At 42.1% G+C, this 25,365-nt stretch carries 16 protein-coding genes; 2 read left to right on the forward strand and 14 right to left on the reverse strand.

Going from position 1 to position 25,365, the window contains the following annotated elements:
• Positions 1-310 precede the first annotated feature (310 nt).
• Positions 311-775 carry a DUF1572 family protein gene (locus tag FRX45_RS01850; RefSeq protein WP_152266687.1) on the forward strand — a complete coding sequence of 155 codons (465 nt, stop codon included), beginning with the start codon at positions 311-313 and terminating at the stop codon, positions 773-775.
• A gap of 105 nt (positions 776-880) precedes the next feature.
• Here the strand turns inward: FRX45_RS01850 and FRX45_RS01855 are convergent, their stop codons facing one another.
• From FRX45_RS01855 to FRX45_RS01875, 5 genes are all read right to left on the reverse strand, one after another.
• Entirely contained in the window at positions 881-2,050 is a 1,170-nt protein-coding gene (locus tag FRX45_RS01855) for a M20 metallopeptidase family protein (RefSeq protein WP_226804846.1), read from the reverse strand.
• A gap of 51 nt (positions 2,051-2,101) precedes the next feature.
• Positions 2,102-3,106 carry a phytanoyl-CoA dioxygenase family protein gene (locus tag FRX45_RS01860; protein WP_226804848.1) on the reverse strand — a complete coding sequence of 335 codons (1,005 nt, stop codon included), beginning with the start codon at positions 3,104-3,106 and terminating at the stop codon, positions 2,102-2,104.
• Between the two features lie 336 nt (positions 3,107-3,442).
• Positions 3,443-4,249 (reverse strand): glycoside hydrolase family 16 protein, encoded by an 807-nt coding sequence (locus FRX45_RS01865; protein ID WP_152266689.1) that lies wholly within the window; start codon positions 4,247-4,249, stop codon positions 3,443-3,445.
• A gap of 182 nt (positions 4,250-4,431) precedes the next feature.
• Positions 4,432-6,144, reverse strand: coding sequence for a RagB/SusD family nutrient uptake outer membrane protein (locus tag FRX45_RS01870; protein ID WP_152266690.1), 1,713 nt, complete (start codon positions 6,142-6,144; stop codon positions 4,432-4,434).
• A gap of 24 nt (positions 6,145-6,168) precedes the next feature.
• Positions 6,169-9,279, reverse strand: coding sequence for a SusC/RagA family TonB-linked outer membrane protein (locus FRX45_RS01875; protein WP_152266691.1), 3,111 nt, complete (start codon positions 9,277-9,279; stop codon positions 6,169-6,171).
• 190 nt (positions 9,280-9,469) lie between these two features.
• Between FRX45_RS01875 and FRX45_RS01880 the strand changes: the two genes are divergently transcribed.
• A complete protein-coding gene (locus tag FRX45_RS01880; protein ID WP_152266692.1) occupies positions 9,470-12,388 on the forward strand; it encodes a two-component regulator propeller domain-containing protein in 2,919 nt (972 codons plus the stop codon).
• Positions 12,389-12,533: 145 nt separating this feature from the next.
• On the opposite strand, the gene FRX45_RS01885 is transcribed toward FRX45_RS01880, so the two are convergent.
• The 9 genes from FRX45_RS01885 to FRX45_RS01925 form a co-directional block, all read right to left on the reverse strand.
• Positions 12,534-13,760 carry a sialidase family protein gene (locus FRX45_RS01885; protein WP_152266693.1) on the reverse strand — a complete coding sequence of 409 codons (1,227 nt, stop codon included), beginning with the start codon at positions 13,758-13,760 and terminating at the stop codon, positions 12,534-12,536.
• Positions 13,761-13,797: 37 nt separating this feature from the next.
• Positions 13,798-16,083: a TonB-dependent receptor gene (locus FRX45_RS01890; RefSeq protein WP_152266694.1), complete on the reverse strand. Its 2,286-nt coding sequence runs from the start codon at positions 16,081-16,083 to the stop codon at positions 13,798-13,800.
• Between the two features lie 75 nt (positions 16,084-16,158).
• The gene (locus tag FRX45_RS01895; protein WP_152266695.1) at positions 16,159-16,587 is read right to left on the reverse strand and encodes a hypothetical protein; all 429 of its coding nucleotides are present in this window, start codon (positions 16,585-16,587) and stop codon (positions 16,159-16,161) included.
• Between the two features lie 214 nt (positions 16,588-16,801).
• Positions 16,802-19,165 carry a PDZ domain-containing protein gene (locus FRX45_RS01900; protein ID WP_152266696.1) on the reverse strand — a complete coding sequence of 788 codons (2,364 nt, stop codon included), beginning with the start codon at positions 19,163-19,165 and terminating at the stop codon, positions 16,802-16,804.
• Positions 19,166-19,370: 205 nt separating this feature from the next.
• Positions 19,371-19,598: a hypothetical protein gene (locus FRX45_RS01905; RefSeq protein WP_152266697.1), complete on the reverse strand. Its 228-nt coding sequence runs from the start codon at positions 19,596-19,598 to the stop codon at positions 19,371-19,373.
• Between the two features lie 159 nt (positions 19,599-19,757).
• Positions 19,758-20,903: an SGNH/GDSL hydrolase family protein gene (locus tag FRX45_RS01910; RefSeq protein ID WP_193311549.1), complete on the reverse strand. Its 1,146-nt coding sequence runs from the start codon at positions 20,901-20,903 to the stop codon at positions 19,758-19,760.
• A gap of 616 nt (positions 20,904-21,519) precedes the next feature.
• A complete protein-coding gene (locus FRX45_RS01915) occupies positions 21,520-23,184 on the reverse strand; it encodes a BACON domain-containing protein (protein ID WP_152266698.1) in 1,665 nt (554 codons plus the stop codon).
• Positions 23,185-23,298: 114 nt separating this feature from the next.
• Positions 23,299-23,904, reverse strand: a complete 606-nt coding sequence (locus FRX45_RS01920) for an RNA polymerase sigma factor (protein WP_152266699.1) — start codon at positions 23,902-23,904, stop codon at positions 23,299-23,301.
• Positions 23,905-24,045: 141 nt separating this feature from the next.
• Positions 24,046-25,350: a hypothetical protein gene (locus FRX45_RS01925; protein ID WP_193311550.1), complete on the reverse strand. Its 1,305-nt coding sequence runs from the start codon at positions 25,348-25,350 to the stop codon at positions 24,046-24,048.
• Between the last annotated feature and the right edge of the window lie 15 nt (positions 25,351-25,365).

Genomic DNA, 25,365 nt, shown 5'->3' on the forward strand with positions numbered 1-25,365 from the left:
GATATAAACCCAACGGTTTTAAATTGGGACGGCAAAGTTACTACATATAACCGCAACAGGCAAGGATTATTCCGGTTTTTTTGCTTATTAAATCACGATTAAAGTACTCTTAATCAGACAATTGCTATTTGGAGGTAAAAGATTTTTTTTAGAGAAAATCTAAATTTGCATTACCTTTTGGCCCGGAAAAAGTTTTAATTAAACATCGCAGCGAACAAAGACATGGTATAGGATTTGATGAAAAGGCATCTTAATAAAATTTTTGTTTAACAACATCGTTCGTATACCACAATACATTTAAAGTTTAAGTATGATCACCAAACATCTCATTCCTCTTTTTCAAAAAGACCTTGACAAACTGAAAGAAGAAATCAGCCTTTACCCCAAAGATGAACAACTATGGCAAGTAAAAGAAGGCATTAACAATAGTGGGGGAAATCTCTGCCTGCATCTTACCGGCAACCTCCAGCATTTTATTGGGGCGGTACTGGGCGACTCGGGCTATGTGCGGAACAGGGATGCGGAGTTCCGGGTGAAGAATATACCCCGGAGCAAGCTGCTGGAAGATATAGATACTACCCGTTCTGTTGTTACAGATACCCTGGAACAGCTTTCTAAAAACGATTTACAAAAAGATTATATACTGCCGGTTCTGGATGAAAAAACAAATACCAGTTACTTTCTTATATACCTGCTCTCCCATCTAAATTATCATATCGGGCAAATCAATTATCACCGGCGGATTATAGCCGGAACTCCAAAAACAGAAAATTAAGGAGGATAATTACCCGAAAAAATAAAAGAAAAGAAATGGGGGGCAATCTCTGCCGTTTCTTTTTCCCAGAAATGGCATATCACCGGTATTGCCATAGGGCCGCTTCTATTTGTTTTCCAACTGGCGAATGGCTATGTAGGCCATAAGCCCGGTACTGAGCGCCAATGCATTTTCATCAATATCAAATGTGGGGGTATGAAGAGCGGAATGGATTTGCTTTTGCGCATTGCCAACTCCCAGAAAATAAAAGCAGCTATCCGCTAACTGTGAATAATAGGCGAAATCTTCCGAAGCCATCCAGGTACCAGGATCAATAATATTTTCTTTACCCAGGTATTCTTCCGCAAAAACATCCACCTGCCCGGTAAGCTTTTCTTCGTTGATCAAAAACGGGTAGCCGCGGTTAATAATAAAATCGCAACTGCCCCCCATACTCTCTGCAATACCTGTTGCCATTTTTTTTATTTGAATATGCGCTTCATTGCGCCAGCTTTCATTTAATGTGCGGAATGTGCCTTCCATATACACCGTATCCGGAATTACATTAACTGCACCATCAGCCATTAGTTTTCCAAAAGATAAAACGGTTGGATTATTTGGATTGGCCATCCGGCTTACAATTTGCTGCAATGCAATAACAATATGCGAGGCGATCAAAACAGGATCAACATTCTGCTGAGGCTGGGCGCCATGACCGCCTTTTCCTTTTACCGTAACCAGCAGTTCATCCATAGACGCCATGAGCTTTCCTTTTCTTATTCCTATTTTACCGCATTCAATGGATGGCATCACATGCTGACCAATTACACAATGAGGCCGGGGATTTTCTAATACACCCTCTTCAATCATGAGGCTGGCTCCTCCGGGAAGTTTTTCTTCCGCTGGTTGAAAAATGAGTTTTACTGTTCCGCCGAATTTGTTTTTAACGGATTGTAATATGTGCGCTGTGCCCAAAAGGGATGAAGTGTGTGCATCGTGACCGCAGGCATGCATTATCCCTTCATGCTGAGAAGCATATTCTGCCTCGTTGGCTTCCGTAATAGGCAAAGCGTCCATATCTGCACGTAAGGCTATAACTTTATCAGAAGGCAATGCTCCTTTTACAATAGCTACCACTCCCGTGTTGGCAATGGCTTTCCAGGAAATGCCCATTTCATCCAGCCGGGCTTTTACAAATGCCGAAGTATTGTATTCTTTAAAAGACAATTCGGGATGTGCGTGCAAATGCCTGCGGTTATTGATTACCGTTTGATGAATATTTTTAGCCAGTTGCATTATCTCTTCTTTTAACATACATTCAGCAGCTATGGCTTTTGATAAGCGATATCATTTTACTTCAGCGGGATCAAACAGGAGTGGAAAGAATTGTCCTTCCATTTTTTGTCCTTTGGTTATAACGGGCACACCCTGCAGCAGTTCTTCATCTGTATTGGAAATGGTGCCTTCCTTAAATACATTGAGCACAAAAGCTCTTCGTGAACGGTTAGAACGATTTTCATGCGATCCATGCACCATAAGCGGGTGATGAAATGTGGCATACCCGGCTTTTAATTCAATGGGCACAGGTTTGAAAGCAGCTTTTTGCTCTTCCGTTAAAAATTGCTTTAACCCATCCATTTCTCCCGCCAGTTCAGGTTTCTTCAGCAATCCCCATTTATGGCTTCCGGGTATATAATATAAACACCCGTTTTCGGTAGTAGCATCGTCCAATGCCACCCAGCAGGTAAGATGCTGAATCGGGCCGGTACGTGTCCAGTAAGAATAATCCTGGTGCCATGCCACTACACCTCCGTGATGAGCGGGCTTGCAAAAAAGCTGGTCGTGCCAGAACCGCACCGCCGCATTACCAAACAACTGGCTGGCAGCCATTACAAAGGCAGGATTCCAGAGCACATCATGAAAACCAGGCGTAATCCGCCAATGTCCGAGTGCATGGAACAATACCGTGTCCGGATCGGCCGATTCATTAGAATGAAACTCGTGAAAAAGCCTGTTGCCCGGGTGAGCAGGATCTGTTATTTCAGCCAATTCCTTATTCAGTTGTTCAACCTGTTCGCTATCAAGCAATTTAATGCCGCTGATATAGCCATATTCATTAAAAAAATCAATTTGCGCCTGCGTGAGTTTGTATTGTTCCCATCCTGCAGGAGTAGATGGCCATTGTACAAAATCTGAAACAGGTGAAGAAGCAGTAGATAAATCTTTTATGATTGCATGATTCATATTGCCTGGATTTGAAGTAAATATACAAAGTATAGCAAGATGCTTATTTTCCCGAACGCTAAAAATAGCATTTTCATCTGTAATAATAATTCTTTGCCTGTATTCCATGCTTACATGTTATGATACAAATACACTTTGCATGCGCAATTACTACAATACGGCGATCAATTTTGAAGAATGAAGATGCAAGCTGTTTATCGTTTATCATCCATATTGCCGACGATTATCATTCCTTCCTGCTTTCTCCTTTACTATTAAAAAACAGTTATTTCGGCACCGGGTTCGTATTGGTTTAAAATCCGGGAAATCAAAGAAGCCATTCCGGAGATACCCGGAATGGCTTCTTTAGTCATATTCAAGCACAATAACTCTATTATCCCTCATTTTGTGTTAACGCACCACCACTGCGGTCAATCTGGCTTACAACAGTTTTTCTTGAACTGCTTACTGGTATACTCTCACATAATCTATATCCATTGTCTGGGGAAAAACGGTATCATCAATTCCCATTTTCCCTCCCCAATCGCCACCAACAGCAACATTCAGCAACAAATGAAAACGCTGATCAAAAGGCCATTCCCGGAATGTTTTCTTTTCATTTGTGTAAGTAAAGTACAGCTCCTTATCTATAAAAATTTTAATCTCATTTTCATTCCAATCCAGGGTATACACGTGAAAAGCATCCGATAAATCAGAACGAAATACTTTTGCCCCTTTTTGTGTACCGATACTATGATTGTAGGCTCCTGTATGCACGGTACCAAAAATCGAATCGGGTAAATAACCCACATGTTCCATTATATCTATTTCGCCACTTACCGGCCAGTCGCCGTATTTCCATTCGGTGGGCAACATCCAGATGGCAGGCCACAAACCACGCCCCTCTGGCATTTTAGCCCTTATCTCAAACCTTCCGTATTTCCAGTCGCCCTTGTTTTTACTTAACAGCCTCGCAGATGTATAGGAAACTTCACCAATGTTTTCTTTAATAGCTGTAATATTCAATACACCATTTTTTACTGAAGCATTCTCCAGTTTTTTTTGAGTGTAATACTGCTTTTCATTATTGCCCCAGCCATGTCCCCCGGTATCATAACCCCATTTGGTGCTGTCGGGCAGGCCTGTATAATTGAACTCATCGCTCCACACCAATTTTCTTTTCAGTTTTCCGGGTTCATCTTTCTGTGCTTTTGCAGCCATGCAAAAGAAGCCGGACGTTGTTATTATTAGTATCGCAATTTTTCTAATCATTTTCCTTTTTTAAAATGTAAAAAATCGTTACAGCTAGCCGCTACAATATGTCTGCCCCAATACCCCCTGTTGCTGTTGTTGCACGTTTGTACAACAACAGCAATACAAACAGGAGTTCTATACTAAAAAAGAGGTTATTATACCGGTATTACCCCTTTCATTTTTCACCTTAGAGAACAGCATTAGTATCCGGGGTTTTGGTGATCCGTCAACGCCGGATTTCGTCCTAATGCACTCAACGGAATAGGCAACAGGTAATTCTTATTTTTGTCAAACGACCATTGCGGCGCCGCAGGAGGAATGGCACTGATTCTTTCGTAGTTATACCCACCACCACTCTTGGGAGTAATTTTCATTCCATGCATTATCTTGTTGAGGTTCACTTCTGCTATTTCCCAGCGGATCAGATCGAAATAACGTTTACCCTCAAACGCCAGTTCTATTCTTCTTTCTCTACGGATCAGGTCGCGCATTTCTGCCTGCGTGGCGCCAGGATACACTTCAGTAAAAGTTGGAATGCCGGCACGTGTTCTTATTTCGTCTATTGCCGCGTATACTGATTCATCGGGACCCACAGCTTCATTCTGTGCTTCAGCATAATTCAACAATACTTCCGCATAGCGGAAATAGTAATAATTCTGCGCGCTGGCCGCCCACTGGAAAATGTTCACTGTAGTGTCCATGCGCTTTTTGGTGCAATAGCCTGTATTGGTATTATCGCTGGCATCTGCCAGGTCTATTTCATTACTACCCGATCCTACAGCACTCATAAAGGGTAGCCCGTTAAATGTATTGCCGTTATATAAGATCGACTGCATGAAACGCGGCTCCCTGTTGGCATAAGGATTATGTGGATCATATCCCGATCCTGCATCCGTAATAGCCTTACCGTTAGCCATGGCGTAATCGTCTACCAGTTCCTGCGTAGGTGTAGAACCGCCCCAGCTCAGCCATTGCGTACCCACGTTGTTAGGTCCCTGGTAGCCAAGAATATTACTGCCCTGTTTTACAGTAAGGTATTCGCGGTACAATATTCCTTCGTTGTTGTTGTTGCCGGTGGTGAGAAAAAATTCATCGTATTTGGGATGAAGCGAATAACCCATTTCCATTACCTGTTTGTTGGTAGCGGCGGCTGTAGCCCACCTGCTCAATTCATTACCGGGGTTGTTGTGTTTGCTTGCGTAAAACAATTCTACCCAGCCTTTAATGGTCAAAGCTGCACCCCTGGTTATCTTTCCGGCGCCATCATTACCGTTGTTTGCGGGCAGCATCGCAGCGGCATCTGCCAATTCCTTTTGTATAAAATCAAAAGTTTCGTCAAAACTGGCCCGGGGATGAAAGATCGCTTCTCCGTCAGTTTCGCGGTTGTCTGGCTTAGTGATAAGTGGCACGCCCCCGTACAGCATCCATAGCTGGTGGTAAAAATAAGCACGCAATACTTTTGCTTCTCCCAACTTTCTTTGTTTATATTCATCAGACAAAACTGAGTTTTCAACTCCCTGGATAAACACATTGCATTTTCTCACTCGTTTGTACAGTGTAGTCCAGTCGAGCCACATAGAAGCAGGCGCCCAATCGTACCAAAGAACCGTATTCGCGTTTATGGTAGTCTTGCTCCTTGCCACCTGCGAACTGATGTTCCAGTTAAAACCTGTCATTAAATCATCTGTCCACGCGTCAAATGGTTCGAATATAAAATTGTACAAGTCGGGAAGATTACTGTATACATCGTTCAACACCAGGTCGGCAGATGCTTCGGTAGAAAATGCCGTTTCACTGGTCACCGCGCCAGTGTTGGGTACTTCCAGAAAATCGTCTTTGCTGCAACCCGAAAATAAAATAGCAACAGCAACACTCAATGAAAAAAATCGATTCTTATTTATGATAAATGTCATAACGTTTACAATTAAGGTTTACGATTAAAATTGTACTCTTAATCCTGCTGTCAATGCTTTTTGCGTAGGGAAATACCAACCCCTGCCATTGCTCACTTCCGGATCGAAGTTTTCTATAGGCGTCCAGGTAATGATGTTCTGTCCCGACAGGTATACAGAAACCATACTCATTCCCCACTTGCTGGTAATGCTGTTAGGAATGGTATAGCTCAGCATTCCTGTTCTTAAGCGCAGGTAAGCCACACTTCTCTGCCAAAAGGTAGAAGTTTGTACGTTGTTTGCGCTGGGCGTGGTGGTCATCCTTGGATAGGAGGCATTTGGGTTTTCCGGTGTCCAATAGTCGAGTGTAGTAATCGCGGCGTTCTTGTTGTTATCGAATGCCCAGGCCGCACTGCTCGAAATTTGTATATCCCGCTGCCCCACACCCTGGAAAAGCAAAGACAATTCAAAACCCTTCCAACTGATGCTGGGCGTAAAGCCATATATAATAGCAGGATAAGTAGGATATCCCATAGCTACCTGGTCGTTAAAATCAATCAATCCATCGGGTTTGCCATCAGGTCCGCTGATATCTGCATACCTGATGTCGCCCGGATACAAATTCTGGGTAAATACCTGCTTTGCAATTCCATCTTTCAAAACCCCCGGAGCGGAAAAATCACCTTCAGTAAAATATCCGGTCGCTTTATATCCAAACGGCACATCCAATGACCTGCCGGTTTTACGAAGATTCGGATTGTCGAAGGTGGCAGGATCTTCAAATATCTCTACCATTTTGTTCTTCACATAGGTAAAGTTACCGGTGACGCCTACCCGAAGATCGTTATTGATATTGTAGCCGCTTGAAACAGTGAATTCAAAGCCGCGGTTATCCATGATACCGGCATTCACCTGCGAAAGGTCTACCCCATATTCCACCGGTACGGTTACATTAGGAGCAAGCAACATATTAGCTCTTTTCTCCTTGAAATAATCGGCCTCGATATTCAACAAGCCTCCAAACAATCTCGCTTCAATACCAATATCGGTTTTAGATGCTTTTTCCCAGGTGATATTGGGATTGGGTTCTGCCCTTTCATACAAGCCCTGGGTTTGCGATCCGTTTAAAATTGCCGAATTGCCGTATAAGGTAAACCCTGTTTGATATTGGTAGGGACTTCCTGCAAGATTTGCCGACTGCCCCCATGATCCACGCAGTTTCAGTTCATCTATCCACTTTATGTTCTCCATGAATTTTTCCTGCGATAAACGCCATGCGGCGGAAAATGCCGGGAAAAATCCAAACCTGCGGCCCGGGGCAAAAAAGTAGTGCCCATCGTAGCGGCCTGCAGCTTCGAACAAATATTTGTCGTTGTAACCATATGTTACCCTATACACTACCGAACGTTGTTTGGTGCCCATAGAATTACCATCATTGCTGAGATCGGTTTCGCCCGAACCACCTGCAAACAATTCGGGGATGGGCAGGTTATAATTATTCCTGCCGGCACTAAAACGTTGTGACGTAGTATTTCTTGATTCAAGCACCACTAAACCGGTTACATCATGATTACCGAAATTTCCTGAATAATTGATATAGCCCTGGTAAGTAAATGCCTGGGTTTGGTGATACTCCTGGCTGAATGATGGAAGTGTTGATGGCGCTATCAATGGATAAGTATAAGGGTTTGTAGTAGTATCAACAGTATAAAAAGGAAAAGGCTCGTACCACGCACGGGTAACACTTGCTATACCGCTATTGGTAGTATTGAACGGGTCGAAGGGATTAAAATCGTATGAACCTACAAATTTCAGGCTCAATCCTTTTACTGGTAATTTTTGCTCTATAGAGAGCTGACTAAGCAGCGTGTTACCTGTAATATCCTGGTAACTTGGATTATCATAAAAATAGGCATACATGTAAGGATGCAGCCCGTTGCTATATATTAAAGGAGTGCTGTTGGAAACGGTGTTGATCAGGTTTTCAAAAAGGCTCTGGTTGTTATATCCTGCACCGGTAAGGTCTCTTTTTTCAACGCGACCATTTAATGACAGGTCTATTGTTGTAGTTTTGGTAGCCTGAGCCTGGAGGCTGGCAGAAACATTATAACGCTGGTATTTTATACCCGGGAACATCCCTTCCTGGTTCAGGTAGCCCAACCCCATTGCATACTTAATTGCTTCCGTACCGCCATTAAGCGTTAAACTATGACTCGTTATTAAGGTATTTTTTGAAATCATATCTCCTACCGGGTCAATATTGGGATATTTGTCCGGATCAGAGCCATCCCGGTATTTTTGTAATTCATTTTCGTCAAAAGGCATTTCTGTTGATCCCGCATTACGGGCGCCTTCATTTTTCATCAGGGCATACTGATACGAATTAACGAAACGCGGGATAACTGTAGGATTTTGAAAGCCCACATACCCTTCATAGCTCAGGGTAGGTTTCCCGGTTTTCCCCTTTTTTGTGGTAACCAGGATTACTCCGTTAGCACCACCCAGGCCGTAAGGCGCCACGGCAGCGGCGTCTTTTAATACATTAATGGTTTCAATATCCGCCGGGTTTAACTGGCTGAAGTTCCTGGGAACTCCATCCACTATTATCAGCGGAGCTGAGTTACCATTAGTGCCAATACCCCGTATCATTATCCGGGAAGCATCGTTACCCGCCTGGCCGCTGGCTTGGGTAAACAATACGCCGGATGCCCTGCCACCCAACGCATTGGTGAGGTCGCCTACGGGCTGGCGTTGAATATCTCCCCCTTTAACAGAGGAAACCGAGGCTGTGAGCGAGGTTTTCTTTTGCGTACCATATCCCACTACCACCACCTCTTCTAAATTGTCGCCACCGGTTTCCAGCTCAAAATTTTGTACGCCGCCATTAGTGATTACCCGCTCCAGGCTCACCATGCCGGCATAAGTTACCACTAAAATACTGCCCGACTTAGGGACAGTGATTGTAAAGCTCCCTTGCGCATCAGTAATAACAGACGCACTCCCGTCTTTTATACTAACAGTAGCGCCTGGCAGCGATTCGCCTGTTGCCCTGCTGGTTACTTTACCCGAAATCTGTAGTGATTGTGAAAAAACTTTAAAAGTGAGGCTATGCAATAGAAATACTATGCATAGTTGCAATGCAATTTTCATTTTCATAAGCAATCAATTAATAATGGCAGTAGTGATGAATAGTTTGGTCAGATCATAAAACTATCAAAAAAAATCGCTATTGATTGGTTTTACACTACATCACTACTTCATCATATCATACTATCTGCATTTAAATTGCTACTTCAATAATACATCTAAGTGCTTTTTCCTTAATTTAGTTTTAACTTTCTGCTATATGAAGCAAACGTTTGCATTGCTGATTGCCTTACAATGCTCTGTATGCGGGCTTTGTCAAAATACGATTGGACTCCCGGAAATCATCAACTTTTCCAAACATGTGTATAAGGCCGGAACTCAAAATTGGGACATTTGCCAGGATGCAAACGGGCTTCTTTATTTTGCCAATAATGAAGGGCTTTTAAGCTTTGATGGTACCTACTGGAAAATTTACCCGCTTCCCAATAAAACAATTGTTCGTTCGGTAGCCATAGGCGCCGACAATAATATATATACGGGCGGGCAGGATGAGATCGGTTATTTTTCACCCGATTCAAATGGCTCCCTGACTTATCATTCCCTAAAAAGCCTTATTCCGGAAAAATACAGATCCTTTGCCGATGTATGGGATATTGTTTGCAGGGATAACCAGGTTTTTTTTCGTTCCAATGAACAAATATTACAGTTTTCGGGCAGCACAATTACGGTGCACCCTGCCGCCAACTGGTTATTCATGGGCGCCACCAAAGACATGTTCATTGCACAGGATTATTACAGGGGTATACTCAAATTCGATAAAGATATGTGGATACCGGTTGCCGGCAAAGGTGCATTGCCAGAGGGTTTCCTTATTACAGCCGTACTGCCAGCCGGAAAAGACAGCGCTTTTATAACCAGTCTAAAACATGGCATATACCTGTACACAAAAAACAGCCTTACTCCCTTTTCTTCACCAGCGCTTAAAGCCATTGCAGCGTATCATATATACAGTGCTGCAGTTATTGATGGGAACCGCTTTGCCCTTGCTACCACCACTAAGGGTTGCATCATAATAGATAAAAAAGGCAACCCCGTTCAGCAATTTTCGCGTTTGGAAGGTCTCCAAAATAATAATGTGCTTAGTATTTTCCCTGATAAGAATAAAAATCTTTGGCTGGGACTTGACAGCGGTATTGATTTCATAGCTTATAACAGCGCTATCAAGCACATCTTTCCTGATATGCCCAATGAAGGAGCCGGTTATTCCTCCATTATTTACAACAATCATTTATATATAGCTACTACCAATGGTTTATACCAGGCTCCATTATATGAAAATGAAGATCTAAGCTTTGTAAAGGGAAGCTTTAAGCTGGTTGAAAACACCAGGGGGCAGGTATGGAATCTTTCTGAAGTAAATGGAAAACTGCTGATCGGACATCATGAAGGCTTCCGTGAGGTCAAAGGCGACAGGGCCATTACTATGGATAATACTATAGGATTCTGGACCTTTTTGCCTTTAACTTCCGTTCTCCCCTCCCCTGTTATGGTAGCAGGCACTTACAATGGGATACGATTTTATAATTATCAAAACGGGCAATTCAGTAAGAAACATGTTGACGCAAACTTTGAGTCGGCCCGTTTTGTAACCGTCTCCAATAACAATGTATGGGTGTCTCATCCCTATAAAGGTATATACCGTGTGCAGTTGCAGAGCAATGGTGAGCCAATAGTAAAAGCATATACGGGTAAACAAGGTGTAGGACTCAGCCTCAATGGCAACTATATTTTTAAAATAAAGAACCGGGTGGTGGTTGCTACTGAAAACGGTATATATGAATACAATGAACAGTCTGATCAATTTGAGCCTTCCGCTTATTTTAGATCTCTTTTCGGGCAAACCATTGTGCGTTACCTGAAAGAAGATCCGGCAGGAAATATATGGTTTGTGTTTGGCAAAAACCTTGGAGTAGTAGACTATTCAACCAATAAGCCAAATATCATTTATATAAGCGAGCTTAACCGCAAATTAGTGAGTGGATTTGAACAGGTATATCCTGCAGACGAGAGCAATATCTTTGTTGGATCAGAAAAAGGATATTTTCATATCAATTACGCCAAATACAAACGCAATCACCCACTCCTGCAGGTACAGCTACGGAAAGCTACGGCAAGGGGGGCAACAGACAGCCTTTTATTCAACGGCTATTTTAATAAGGTTAACGAACCACAACTGCAGATCGCTACACCTGCTGTTTCATATCAATGGAATTCATTTCATTTCGAATTTTCATCTCCCCTCTATGAGCAACAATCCAATATTGAATACAGTTGCTTTTTGAAAGGCTACGACAACAAATGGTCGGAATGGAACAATAAAACAGAAAGGGATTATGTATACCTGCCGGCAGGCAGTTACGCGCTTGAGATAAGAGGCAGAAATAACATGGGGAGTGAATCGCAGGTATACAAATATTCATTTATGATACTTCCTCCCTGGTATCAAACATGGTGGGCATACGCCATTTATGCCTGTATATTGTTGTATGGCTTGTATATGATATACCGCTGGCAAAAACAAAAATTCATGCGGCAGCGTGAGCGATATGAAGAAAGGCAGAAGCAACTGCGTGACCTGCACCAGCTTGAGATGGAAAAAAATGAAAAGGAAATTGTAACGCTGCGCAATGAAAAGCTTGAAGCAGAAATAAATCATAAAAACAAAGAGATGGCCTCAGCCACCATGCACCTTGTAAAAAAAGGAGAGCTGATAACCCGGATAAAAGATGAATTGCAGCGCCTTACTAAAAATACAGGGGAAGAAAAATCGCTGGATGCACTAAAAAAAATGATCAGGACCTTAGGTGAGGACGACAAGGTGGATGAGGACTGGGATCATTTTACGGTTCATTTTGATAAAGCGCATAATGATTTTTTTGTAGCCCTAAAGGAAAAACACATCAATCTTACTCCCAACGAGCTGAAATTATGCGCCTATCTGCGTATGAATCTCAGCACCAAAGAAATGGCACAACTCATGAACATTTCCGTTAGAGGCGTGGAAATAAGCCGGTACCGACTGAGAAAAAAATTACAAATCCCCACAGAAACCAATTTGTTTACGTACTTACTCAATTTTCACGGAAATGGCAAAGAAGATAACCATGAATTGAACTAATTCGGAATGCCGGGTATTAATGGACTGCAAAAGCATCAAAAAACAAAAAACAAGAACCAAATTATATACAGATGGTTCGTTCCTCACCATGACAAACAAATTTCAAATCCTTCCCTGAAACCTGTAACTTGAAACCTGCTCCTCTTCACTCCAGCATTACCTGTTTAAACAAAACATATTCACTATCCTTTATTCTTTCAGTATAGGCAACCAATACCTTATTTGCATTAACAGGATGTATAACCGGGAAAGAAGCATCACCGTTAACAGCCGTGATATATGCTTTGCTCATTACATTTCCGTCTGCGTTCCGTTCTTCAATACCAATCCGGCTATTAAAATTTCCGCCATCCGCGAAACTTTCATTCCAAACGATTAAGATATTATCATTAGAAAGTGATGCGATCTGGCAATGTTTGGAGGCCTTACCACTTACATTGTTACGGTTTGAAAACGACTGCCCATTATCAGAAGAGTTATTATAATAAACACCCGCACTACCTCCGCCCGAAAACCATGTAAAATGCAAACCTTCTTTATTTTCCGCTATTGCCGGACCGGTATGCGGGCAACCACTAATGACCCAATTGTCTTCGCTTATTCTTTTAGGTGATGAAAACGAATATCCTTTATCTGTGGATACGATATGCACCATATCCCGGATGCTGTCATTGATGATCGCCCGGTATAATACATGGATATTTTCCTTTTTATCAATAAACAGATCCGTACGGCAACACTGGCAACAAGGTTCGCTGATCAATTGTTCATCTTCAAAACCATTATTACCTTTTGTTACGGCATAGTATAATCCCGAGCCTTCTTTTTTTGACCGCTTCCTGTTATCCAGCCAAACAATACCGGCTTCCCCACCGGGCAACAATGCCACATCAAAATAGCGCTGATCGAAACTGGCAGTATCTTTCGTTAAAGAAACAGGCTTCGTCCATATTTTACCGTTATCAAATGATTGTGTATAGTACACTAAACCGGAATAAGCATTTTCTGGATTCGGATTAGCGGCGCCCCAAACAGCAATGATCTCCCCGGATGGCTTAAATATTATTTTTGGCATATTCTCACCATGCGGATGAACATTGTTACTTCCGGGTACTTCAACAGGTCTGTTAAACGTTTTTCCTTCGTCCCCGGAAACCGCATAACACAAAACAGAGGTGGCAGTATCTACCTGCTTAACCCAGCTTAAAACGATATTATTTTTATTGTCTCTTGTAAGATAAGGACAGGAGCCTTTAGCCGCATCTATCAATGTTCCCTGCGAAGCAGCAATGGTTTGCTTTTTATTTTCGGTTTGGCACCCATAAATAAAGACAGCGCTTATGAATGCTACTAAAATTAACTCTTTTTTCATGCTTTTGATTTTGAAGAAACAACTCACTCCCTTTTCATTATTGATCATTGAAACTGTATGCCAGTCCCACATTGAAAGTTCTTAACTGGCCGGGGCGATAGGAAGTACCATATGCGCTTTTATCTACAGTGGTTGCGTAAATTTTGTTTGCTATATTGAGACAGTTTGTCCAAAGCTCAAACCCTTTGAAGCCGTATCCTGCTCTTACATTGAGTACCGTAAAACCCTTATACTTGGCTGTATTTTGAGGATCCGTATAATAATTGCTCATGCCCTGCAATTCTGCTGCTATTCTAAGGCCTTTGCAATAGTGAGGTCTGTAGGTAATTTCTCCGTTATAAATATAAGCCGGCGCCTGTGCCATCCTGTTGCCCGAAAAATCTTTACCCTGTTGTATATAATCAATGTAGGTATGTTCGGCATAAGAGCCTGCGATGCGAATGGCTATATCTTCCACAAGCGTATATTTTATATTGGCTTCAATGCCCTTGTGGCTTGTTTTACCCGTATTTTGATTTTGATAAAATCCATCCGCAAGTCTTACGCTTACAATTTCATTTTTGCCATCCAGTTTGTATACCGAAACTTCTGCATACCCTTTGCCGGCAGCAAATGAAACCCATCCTCCCGCCTCATAATTTTGGTATGAGGCTGCTTTTAATACAGGCACCTGCACACCGGCATACATATCCGTAATATTGGGAGGAGCAAAACCTACGCTGTAATTAATATAGGCCCCTTTATTTTTTCCAAAGTCGTAGGTAATACCAAGCTTGGGCGTAAAATTATCAAAGTGATCTGTAGCATCCCGGGCGCCTGTAAATGCACCAGGTAATAAATGATTATCGAACTGGTAATCCAGTCTGTCGTAACGGGCCGCAGCTACTAATTTCAATTTACCGGTTGGCTTATATTCAAACTGGGTATATACAGCGCTATTAAAAAGATCCACATTGTAATAGGTGAGCAAACTGTCTTTTGCTGTATAGTTATAATAAATTCCATTTGCATTCCTGTCAATATCTGTGAACTGTGCATGGTAAGCGGCAGGACTGTAATCCATACTTACACCTGAGATGAATCTCGCATTTATGGCTTTCAATTCTGTTGTATGCTGCAGCACTGCTCCATAGCTTTTGAAAGCATCTTCATTGATCTGTCCTTTAGCTTTTGCTGTATTGCCGGCAATATTACTTATTGAATAAAAAGGATTTTGACCAATAGTGGTATTCCGGTAGAAAATGGTAAGATTTGTTTTATTATCATCATTCCATTCCTTGTTCAATGTAGTTCTCAACCGAAAAGCATTCACTTTCCTGCAGGTGAAGCGGTAAAAGCTGGTATAATCTTTATTATAAAAATGAGCGCTGTCCAAACCTCCTTTCTGATCTGTTTTATAGCTGATATAGTCAGCAACAGCAGTCAGTTTCATTTTGCTGTTAAAACTATAATCAGTCCTCAGTGTTAAAGCTGTTTTTTCAAAATCGTTGTGCTCCTCAGGTGGCTGATTTTGATGAACATAATAGCCACCTATATACATGCCGAGCTTTTTATACGTATTGCTCATATTGAAATCCGTACGCTTATATCCCCTGCTTCCGCCTTCTACCTGGATTTTCCCCGACAAAAACGGAGAAGGCGCCTGTGTAATAAAATTGATCGCTCCTCCTACGGCCTCACTTCCGTACAGGGAGGATGCCGGGCCTTTAATAACCTCAATACGCTGGAGTGACGCCTGGTTAATTTCTATCAGTGCATTGTGATTAAAGTCTCCTACCGTTCTGATGGGAATGCCATCTTCGAGATACAGGAACAGGTTTTTTGTACCCATGGGCTGGCGAACCGCCATGCTGTGCTGTTCGTTGCCCAGGTCAACCATAAATACACCGGGAACTTTATTGACCAGCATATCGAGCCTTGTTGCTTTTGCATCATTTATCGCTGATTTTGAAATGACATTAATAGCCACCGGCACTTCGGTGCGCCGTTGAGCATCCCTGCTGCCCGAAACCACAATTTCATTGAGATTGGTAAAGGAAGGCGTAAGTAAAACGAAGGCTCCAAAATCTGGTAATGCAATATTCCTGGGCTCATACCCGGCCGAACTAAACCTGATGCTATCCTCTTTTGAACCGCAATACAATGTAAAGCTCCCGTCCTTACCTGAAAGGGCACTGGTTTGATTATTTAAACCCGAAACTGTTACGCCCCCAAGCGGCTGGTTGGTGGCTGCATCAATAACTTTTCCTTCTATTTTTATTTGAGCGTATGCAACATGGAGCGCTAATATCAACAGCACGGCTAAGCACAATGGCTTATTCATACCAAAGAAAATTTAAGTAAATAATATTTCATCCTTAAGAAAGGACAACTGCAATCTTAAAACCGTAAAATAAGGCTATGCCGAAGGGGGATGAAATATGGAACGGTGGAAGGACGAAGTAAGCATATCGTTTTCAGTATGGTACTCTGCTGTAACCAAAAACGGATCATTTGAAAAGTCGAGTGATTTTGGAAGAAAAAAAAGTTGCATGTCGAACTTCTCCCATTTGGGAACAGGCGCCTGCTGATCCTGCTTCTCCTGCTGGTTTAATTGCTTAGTGAGATAACATTTACCGTTACAATGGGCTTGGGGCTTTTCTTTATTGATACAAAGAACCCTGGCTATATAGCTTTTATTAAAAAAATAATCTGCCCGAATTACAAATGAGCTGAATGTTTGTAAAAAGATAATGGTAAAAAGCAGTATGGTAGTAAAAACCTTCAATTTGCTGGTATAATAATCTAATGCTGCAAAGATATAACAGGAAAGATCAAAACAGTTCATTTTCTTTTATGATATTCATCATAATCAAGGCTGTTTTAAATTATATGGTAAGAAAAACATTATTCAGTTTAATTGCCGGTACCAATATTAGAGTATTTGCCGGCGTTAAGGTTACAAAACCCCTCCTTTATTTCCGCTCCGCATATACCCCTGCCTTGATAGAATACGATGGTTGAAGTAAAGTGAGCCCCGGGAGAGTTAAAGCTGCGATCTGTTATCTTGTTCTAAGCGTTAGGGTTACCAGTTGCTGATTGCGCATAATGGTAAGCGTAATTTCACCTGTCCAGTTCAGGGATTGATAAACATCCATCAGTTGTTTTACATCTTCAACATTTTTGTTCCCGGCAGTGCGAATAACATCTTTGTTCTGCAACCCGGATAAAGATAAAAGACTGTTATCCCCTGCTGATATAACAATTACCCCTGCTTCATCAGGAAGTCCATAAGCCGAACGGTCTCCCAGTCCGTCAACAGATTTTACAGAACCTCCCAGGAATGATACTTCCACTGATTTATCTTCCAGTCCTGCATCTGTTATCAATACAGGTATCTGCGGCTGTAATGCTATTTTTTTTAAGGAAGGTTTTTTTACGCCAAATGCATCCATTGGAAAATTCTTAAACCCGGTTTTAAGTGCGGGAGAATTGGCAGCAACTCTATAATCCCCTTTTTCAGGATCAACAAACAATGGATCTCCTGCCAAACTGTTTTTATCCGTCCCGTTGGACTTTGCATCATTGAGTGCAGTGGTATCGGGAAATAAATTATAATCAATGCGTTTTCCCCAGTCGCTGATTTGAATAGGCGCGTATTTTTTCATCACGATATTTCTTTCAAATACATCGCCACTGTTTTTAAACCACACATGCGGGTGAAAGGAATTATTGATCATAATATTATTCTCTACTATCCTGTAAAAACCTTCTCGCAGCTTAAGTCCGCCATTTAAGCAAAGATTATTATAGATATGATAGTTAGATGAACCGTCATCGAGGTCAATATCCCAGCCATGATCGCAACGGAAGCGGTTGTTGCGGATTATGGTTTGCTCCTGCGCATCAAGTAGTATCAGTTCAGGATGAACAGCCACCAGGCTGTCCATGTAATTTCTGTTTGGCGCCCAGAAACGGTCGCGCCCCCACGAATTAAAAGATCCATGATCTCCTGTTTCTCTCACGGTATTAAATACGTCATTATATTCTATTATATGCCCGCCGAAACAACCATCGCCGATATTAATGCCAGCGCGTGAAGTATGGTAAATACTGTTATGGCTTACCGTAATGGAAGATGCTGCTTCTATTTCTACACCTGTTGCCTGTTTTTCTATATCGCCCAGGTCGTGAAAAAGATTGTCGGTAACGATACATTCCTGCGAAAAGTTATTGGTTAATGGCCCGGGCGTTTTATCTAACCGGGCATAAGGAATAAAATTTTCATACCCGAATGATGGAGAACGAACTGCTTTTGTGTCGCCGATAAAGCATACCGCATTAGCGCCAGTATTATAAATGTGACAACCAGTTACGGTATCCTTTTTATTGTAATTGCTGAACATAATGGCATTGCCGCCAATACCTTCAAAAACACAATCCGCTATTTTACAGTTTTCAGTACCATCTAATAAAACAGCGCCACCTCTGTAAATTGTCCAGTCGCTGCGCAACAGTGGCTCTTTGGTATCCATGAAAGTGCGCTCGTTGTGTGCAAAATTCAGGTTAAGCAATTGTACATGGCGTAAAGGCTTTCCGGCACTTCCTTTCAGTTCAATACTATTTTTAAGGTTCGATATTTCTACTACAGCTTTTGAGATATTTATTCCTTTTGGAGGATAATAATAGAGCAGTTGCTTTTTTTTATCCAGCCACCATTCTCCGGGCGCATCTAATTCTTCAAAAATATTTTCAACAAAGCGATATTCGTTATGCATTGCATTCGGGCGGTTATTCTGCCAGCCGCCTTCCAGTTGCACGTTACCTGTACGATCAACACCGGTTATACGGTAATGGAATCCTCCCCACTCATACGCATGCAATGCATGCACATATCCGCCCACGGGGTTTTTCCATCGCTTTACTCTTTCCGGGGTGATAGCGTTTGCCGCTGTACCATGAAATATTCTTGCAGCAGAATCGTAATTCGGGTATCGCGCCGGCGGTTGCAGATTTTGATTGATATACAATCTTTCAAAAGAAATATCCGGGGGAACAGAAGCCACATATATCCCATTTTTATATGGCTTCCATTGAAGCTTTAAACGGCGTCCTGCACTGATGGTGACCTTTTCATTTTGATGGGCTTTGATTTGCAATGAAGCAGGTAAAAAATCTGCTGCATTTATTACAATGGTCTTGTTAAGATAGTAGGTACCTGCCCGTAATTCAATCGCTATGTCTTTATCGTTATTTCCAAGTGAATGATTAACAGCGTGCTGGATGGTTTTAAAAGGGCGGGCAAGGGTGCCAGGATTATTGTCGTTTCCGCCCGCAGCTACATACAATTTAACCTGCGTCATTGCAACTGTTCCTAAGCACAAAAAGAAAAAACACAATACAAATTCTATTCTTAGCCTTTTCATATGCCCCGGGTAATTTTAAAATATTTATTTAACCATGCTAAAATTAATTGTTCCATGCCAATACCCGTGAAAATCAAACCGAATATTACATTATGATGATAAAGTGCCATCACATGCGTAAGCGGATGTAAAACTTCACAATTGCAGAACGTGCAGGGAAAATAGCGAAAAGGGGATTCATTATGAGCTTAAACGCAAAGCATATTTAATTTTCGTAGACCATTACCTTTGCTCTCAACAATATTTTAAGATAGGTTTTCAAATGTTTATCATCATCAACATTATCAATCTTTTCAATATAAAATGGGGCTGACAGAAAGCCTTTATTATAAAAGGAGGCTTGCTTTTTATTATCTATTTCTACCCGGTAGTAGGCCTTTTCTCTATTGCTGGTGATATTGCATTCCTTAGTAAAGAAAAAAACTTTGTGCATTTTTATCCGGGTATTGAAGTGTACCTCCTATAACGGAAAACAAGGTATCTTAATTGGTGTCTTATGATAAATAAGTTTGGCAGGCACCCTTTCTGTCATAATAGAGATAACTTCTATCAAAAAACCGATAACCACTGGCTAACGCGGGTTCACCTATACCTACCGTATCAGCAATGCGCTCACTACCTGTGCATACCACCGGGCAAGGTAATCGTTGGGATGGTTAACATTATTTCCAGTCATATCCTGGTATGCCTTATGCCGCAATAATTCTTCATGTATAGCGGTCATGTCAGCAATGGCAATGCCGGTATCCTTCAGATTTAAGAGCGGTTGCTGATATTCTTTTTGAATCTTGCTCTGAACAGCATCAGGATTAGCAAGCATAGGAGTAACCACAATAAATTCACACGAAGGATGTGCTGTTTTTACCTGTTGCATAATATCCTTAACCTGTTGTACAAATACATTAGGCGCAATCTTAAACGTTCCATCGTTCATGCCAAACCCAATCACTACCAAATCGGGCTTTTCAGTATTCAACAGGGCAACGGCATTCTCCACTCCCCAACTGGCCAACATTCCGCCTTTGGATTTGTTTTTATAATGAACAGGGCCTGCATAGTTATTGCGCAGGTTATTAATAATCATTTCCGGCCAGGTTGGCAAAAAAGGTGGCTTATTAATTGTTGCACTTGAATTTGCCCCGGCTTCTATACTGTTGCCGTAAAATAAAATATTTACCGGTGTACCGGTTTTTAACTTTGAAAGGATATTGGGAAGTTGTTTTTCTGCATACAAAGGAACCTTACCCTCCCACTGACTTTGAGATGCTCTTATGTAGGTTACAGACAATTGTTTTGACTGCAACAATCCGCCTTCACTAAAAAGCACGTAATGTTTTTCAGTGTTACTTTCCATAGAAACCCCGTCTTTTTTGTCCGAAAAAAACAACTCCTCCTTCGTAAAATAAGGAATAGCGGATTTCCGTGTAAGCACAATTTTTCCATTTTTATATTTCCAATCTTTCCCCCTTTTATATTCCCGCTGCAAATAGGTATCCTTCACCGATATGATGTTTCCTGCAGAAAATAACAACCGGCCTTCGGGAGCCTTTTTGCCATGCTTTATGGGCTGAACCGCTTCACTGTAAATGGTATCTGCTTTCCAAAATGGTTTTAAATAGTCCTTCAGATTAACATACCGTGCCCAGGCCAAGTTAGCTGTTTTATTATCCTGTGCAGCAGATTGCCGCCCCAGCAACATTAAAAAAAATACTGCCGGTATAAATATTTTATTACTCATAATAACCATTATCATTATCAAACAATATAGCCAGATAAATCATTACAAAATGTACCGATACTAATCTCATCCTCACGCAGCTTAATACTACTACCGGTAATAAATATTCAATTTCCTGACGGCAGCAGAAACATTATACGTTCGCGATACTTCCGGCCAATACTGGCAGATGCTCTATGCAAGTAATCCTTACACGTATTTAGTTTTGAACCGGTGTGTACATCAAATCAAAACCGCTGAATTCAAATCCTGCATCAAAAGTTCCCGGCACTTCCCAGCCCATAAATCGGTGAAAATATCCTGCACAACATCGCTGCATATTTCCTTGTCCCGCAGTCGTTTGTAGGCACTGTTAAATAATGTATACCAATACCTGTTGTAAATTTCATCAAAGGCAGGACTGCTGCCCTGTTTTATAAGCAAAAAAAGTTGTTCATCACTAAGGGTTGTCATGGCAAGAGGTATTCCGATCTGGACAAATGTAGATAAAAACTGTTCATCACAAAAACAATACTGCCAGGTACAAGAAAAGAGGCGTCTCAAGTTTTTGAGACAGCCTCCGTAGCTGTAAAGCATTGATTTTATCAACAGATCAATGCAGCCCGCTGACCAGGTATCAGTTGTCTGATGTACTAAATTTCACTACCCAGAAATCTCCCCCGCCATTGTTGGCGCCTACATCGCCTTTATTATTCGTGTAGGTAGATCCAACTGCAATGCAATTGCCGTCTTTGGTTGCACTGATGCTATACAATTGTTCATCCGAATCGCCACCCATTGTTTTTTTCCATACCACTGTACCATCGTTATTTAAACCCAATATAAAGTAATCAGAACCACCCTGGTTATTGTCAACATCACCAATGTTATCGCTTTGTGTATATCCGCCAACTACAATTCCATTATCGTGTACGGCTACGCTGCGCCCGTAATCTGCCGCGTTGCCACCCAGCGTTTTTTGCCAGATCAGTGCACCCGTTTCACTGTTCACCCGCGTAACCCAGTAATCTTCATTTCCTTTCGACTGTCCCACATCTCCGCTGTTATTGCTTTTTGTAATACCTGTTGCCACTAAGGTATTATCGCTGCCCACTGCAAGCCCATACAGCGCTTCATTACCTGTTCCGCCAAAGGTTTTTGACCATACCGTATTGCCATCCCCGGTTAATCTTACCAGCCAAAAATCTATATTGCCTTTTGTGACCGGCACATCGCCATTATTACTGCTGCTGGCATCGCCGCCTACTATCACGCCTCCATCGGCTGTGGGAATAATTGACCTGGCTTTTTCGGAACCATTGCCACCCATTGTTTTTTTCCAGATGGTATTGCCGTTATTGTTTTCCAATGCCACTACCCAATAATCTTCGCTGCCCTGGTTATTGCCCACATCGCCTGTTTGTTTGCTTGCTGTGTACCCTGCCACTACAATAGCACCCTGGGTGGTGACAGTAATACCGTTAGGGAAATCATCATGGGTGCCGCCCAATATTTTTTTCCAGCGAATATTTCCAGTTCCATCCAGCTTCAGTACCCAATAATCCACGCCACCTTTGTTTTCGCCCACATCACCGTTATTGCTGTTGGAGTATCCGCACAATGCATAGCCGCCATCGGGTGTTGCGGCCAGTGAAGCGGGCACGTCATTGCCATTTCCGCCAAAGGTTTTTTGCCAGGTTAATGCACCGTTGCCATCAAGCTTTATTACCCAAAAATCTATGCCGCCTTTTGTAGCGCCTACATCGCCATTGGCATTGCTGGAAGTGCTGCCTGCAATCACGTGACTGCCATCGGGCAGGGCAACAACAGAATACGCATACTCATTACCGTTACCACCCAGTACTTTCTTCCAGGAAATGGTTACATTGTTCACGAAAACAGGTTGCTCTACCACCAGTTGTGCCGGGCTGGCCTGTCCTTCGGTAAGGCTGGCAGTAATGGTTACGGTTCTTTTTTGCCCGGTTACATTATCTTTGGTAACCTTCAGTTTCAGGCTATCATTGCCTGTACCGCTGGTTTTGTTCAGATCCAGCCAGTCTGCCGCCTGTGAAAGCGTGATCTTCCATTTGCTGTTCGATTCAACGAACACCATTACCTCCTGACCGGCAGCGGAAGGCACTGCAATGGTATTGGAATTAAACTTCACATGATAAGAAGGCGGTGGTTCAACTTTTACCTTATCTTTCTTACATCCTGTTGCCGGCAGCAGTGCGAATAATATACTGCCGATAAATAGTTGTTTCTTTATGGAGTTCCATCTCCGTGCTTTTTGATTCATCATTACAGATTTTGTTTGCTTAAAAATTTCCGCAATGCTAATAAGATGTGCAGCGGAAAGCAATACTGTAATACATGAACTGCAGGATATGTTTCATGAAGTGGGTAAGCGGAAGTATTAGCGGGAACTGAATATTTTCTTAGTGCTGTTCCCGGGCATTAAAGGAGAACTGAAGCCGGATAGTAACTCCCGCAACCTGTTCCCGGTTCTTAAAAAATTAGCCTCAGCAATTTGCACAGATATATCCAGGCATTCTGCTATATCATGAAAGTCCAACTTTTCTATCAGGGCCAGCTTTAAGAAAGTTCTGTCTGCGGATGACAATTTCATTATCGCTTTTTGAATTTCAGACATGGAAACTTTATCTTTATTACTTTCCATTTTAATGGAAGCAGCTATTATTGCTGTATCTAATTCAAGAAAAAGATCCTTCCTGTAATGCTTCCTCAAATGATCAATGGCAGAATAGATCATTATTTTTCTTAACCAGCTGTCAAAGGAACTTATCCAGTTTTTAGGCTCCGGATTAAAATGGCTGATTTGGTTAAACATCTTCTGAAAGCCCTGTTTTATTATTGCGGTCAATTCCTGGTGATCTTCCGTATACTGTTCACAAATAAGCCTTGCCTGGTTATAATAGGAATTATATATTCTCTTCTGACTATCTTTTTCATTTAACCTGCAATACGCAATATGATGTTTCAATTCCGAAATGGTCATCATAAATAATGTTTCTTACACTAATTGTTTAGGGGGTATCTAATGTCTTATCCTTTCATTTGCAGAAAAGCAGCTAAAACTAAAACGGGATATAAGCCCCTCACTACATAAGGAGGAGCTTAACTGCCATTCAAATCCAAACCATCAGAGCGATTTCAAATATTCAGCCAGATCCTCTTTTTCATTCGCTGATAAATTCAACTGTAAATGATTATTGTAGTGATTTATAACATCAGGTATTGTTGCAAATCTTCCGTCATGATAGAACCCGCCTTTTGCCCTGGCAAATAAACCGCCCAAAGGAGCCGTACGGTATTTCTCCGTTGGTGAGCGCATCGCTTCAAAATCATCAATCCCTATTTCAGCAGCCGTGTGCAGAATAGTCGAAGGATCCTTATACAACTTCGGCGAGTGGCATGTGGCACATTTTGCCTTATTCATGAATATGCCCTTACCCCGTCCTGCTGCTGCCACGTCAAAACTGCCTGCGGGTGGTTTAGGTGCGCTAATCGAATGTTGGTACGCGCGGAGCGCCGGAAGCTTTGAGGTAATGAGATCCGGGGAATGCGTTGTGTTGCCCAGGTTATTTTCCACGGCTATCGGATATTTTGACGCATCATTTAACCGCGGATCAATTAAGGTTCCCTTTCCATGCATTTCCAGGGTTCCCACAAATGCGTTCCAGTACGATATATCGCCCCATCCCGTATACGTTGTAAGACTTACATCTTTAAGGCCAAAAGCAGCAGGAATAAGGTTAGCCGCAGCAGTACCATCAGGTTTCAGCGCCTTTCCATCTAAAAATAATACAGCGGCAAATTTTCCGGGTCCCCACATATCCAATACTGTTCTTAATGTGGGTTCGTCAACATGCAGCATACTGGCTATGGGCTGCGCATTATCTGTTAGCGATACAATGGCGCCTACATTTAAATCGCGGTTTGGCCAACCGTCCAGTCTTTTCCCTATGCCGGGCGCAAATGAGTCATCTACTGTTGAATGACAGGAGGCACAGGTTATACCTATTGATGTTAAAGCGCCTTCCGGGTTAAAGTTTCCCTTCACTCCCACTACCGCATTTAATTTCAGTAAAGCCAGTGTAGTAGCCGGATCGTCAAGATCAACCGTTCCCGATGCAATCCCAGATACTATTTCGGCAGGCAATGCCTCAGCATCTACTTTCAACCCAACAGCCAGCGCTGTTTTGGGGCTCACTCCACTACCAAAACCGCCATTGTTTGACCCGGCAATAGCCTTATCTATATGCAACAAACCCGACCAGAAATCCTCATCGCCAAAACTATCAAAGCGAAATATATCTTTTCCTTCAGCAACCAATGCCGGATCCAGATGCTCCGGTATTTTATTGATATCTGTTTTGGTACATTGCGTAATACTTAGGGCTGCGATTATAAATAACACAACCATCGTTTGTTTTTTGTATATCATAAACGGTTTTTTGGA

Origin of the sequence: Agriterribacter humi (genome assembly GCF_009192765.1) — a bacterium.
Classification (GTDB): domain Bacteria; phylum Bacteroidota; class Bacteroidia; order Chitinophagales; family Chitinophagaceae; genus Agriterribacter; species Agriterribacter humi.

What these genes read in the sequence shown, in the direction of transcription:
- FRX45_RS01885 (WP_152266693.1), bottom strand. Translation starts at nt 13,760, where the DNA reads ATGAAAAAAGAGTTAATTTTAGTAGCATTCATAAGCGCTGTCTTTATT.
- FRX45_RS01910 (WP_193311549.1), bottom strand. Translation starts at nt 20,903, where the DNA reads ATGAGTAATAAAATATTTATACCGGCAGTATTTTTTTTAATGTTGCTG.
- FRX45_RS01905 (WP_152266697.1), bottom strand. Translation starts at nt 19,598, where the DNA reads ATGCACAAAGTTTTTTTCTTTACTAAGGAATGCAATATCACCAGCAAT.
- FRX45_RS01895 (WP_152266695.1), bottom strand. Translation starts at nt 16,587, where the DNA reads ATGAACTGTTTTGATCTTTCCTGTTATATCTTTGCAGCATTAGATTAT.
- FRX45_RS01865 (WP_152266689.1), bottom strand. Translation starts at nt 4,249, where the DNA reads ATGATTAGAAAAATTGCGATACTAATAATAACAACGTCCGGCTTCTTT.
- FRX45_RS01875 (WP_152266691.1), bottom strand. Translation starts at nt 9,279, where the DNA reads ATGAAAATGAAAATTGCATTGCAACTATGCATAGTATTTCTATTGCAT.
- FRX45_RS01855 (WP_226804846.1), bottom strand. Translation starts at nt 2,050, where the DNA reads ATGCAACTGGCTAAAAATATTCATCAAACGGTAATCAATAACCGCAGG.
- FRX45_RS01850 (WP_152266687.1), top strand. Translation starts at nt 311, where the DNA reads ATGATCACCAAACATCTCATTCCTCTTTTTCAAAAAGACCTTGACAAA.
- FRX45_RS01880 (WP_152266692.1), top strand. Translation starts at nt 9,470, where the DNA reads ATGAAGCAAACGTTTGCATTGCTGATTGCCTTACAATGCTCTGTATGC.
- FRX45_RS01925 (WP_193311550.1), bottom strand. Translation starts at nt 25,350, where the DNA reads ATGATATACAAAAAACAAACGATGGTTGTGTTATTTATAATCGCAGCC.
- FRX45_RS01900 (WP_152266696.1), bottom strand. Translation starts at nt 19,165, where the DNA reads ATGAAAAGGCTAAGAATAGAATTTGTATTGTGTTTTTTCTTTTTGTGC.
- FRX45_RS01870 (WP_152266690.1), bottom strand. Translation starts at nt 6,144, where the DNA reads ATGACATTTATCATAAATAAGAATCGATTTTTTTCATTGAGTGTTGCT.
- FRX45_RS01920 (WP_152266699.1), bottom strand. Translation starts at nt 23,904, where the DNA reads ATGATGACCATTTCGGAATTGAAACATCATATTGCGTATTGCAGGTTA.
- FRX45_RS01915 (WP_152266698.1), bottom strand. Translation starts at nt 23,184, where the DNA reads ATGATGAATCAAAAAGCACGGAGATGGAACTCCATAAAGAAACAACTA.
- FRX45_RS01860 (WP_226804848.1), bottom strand. Translation starts at nt 3,106, where the DNA reads ATGGAATACAGGCAAAGAATTATTATTACAGATGAAAATGCTATTTTT.
- FRX45_RS01890 (WP_152266694.1), bottom strand. Translation starts at nt 16,083, where the DNA reads ATGAATAAGCCATTGTGCTTAGCCGTGCTGTTGATATTAGCGCTCCAT.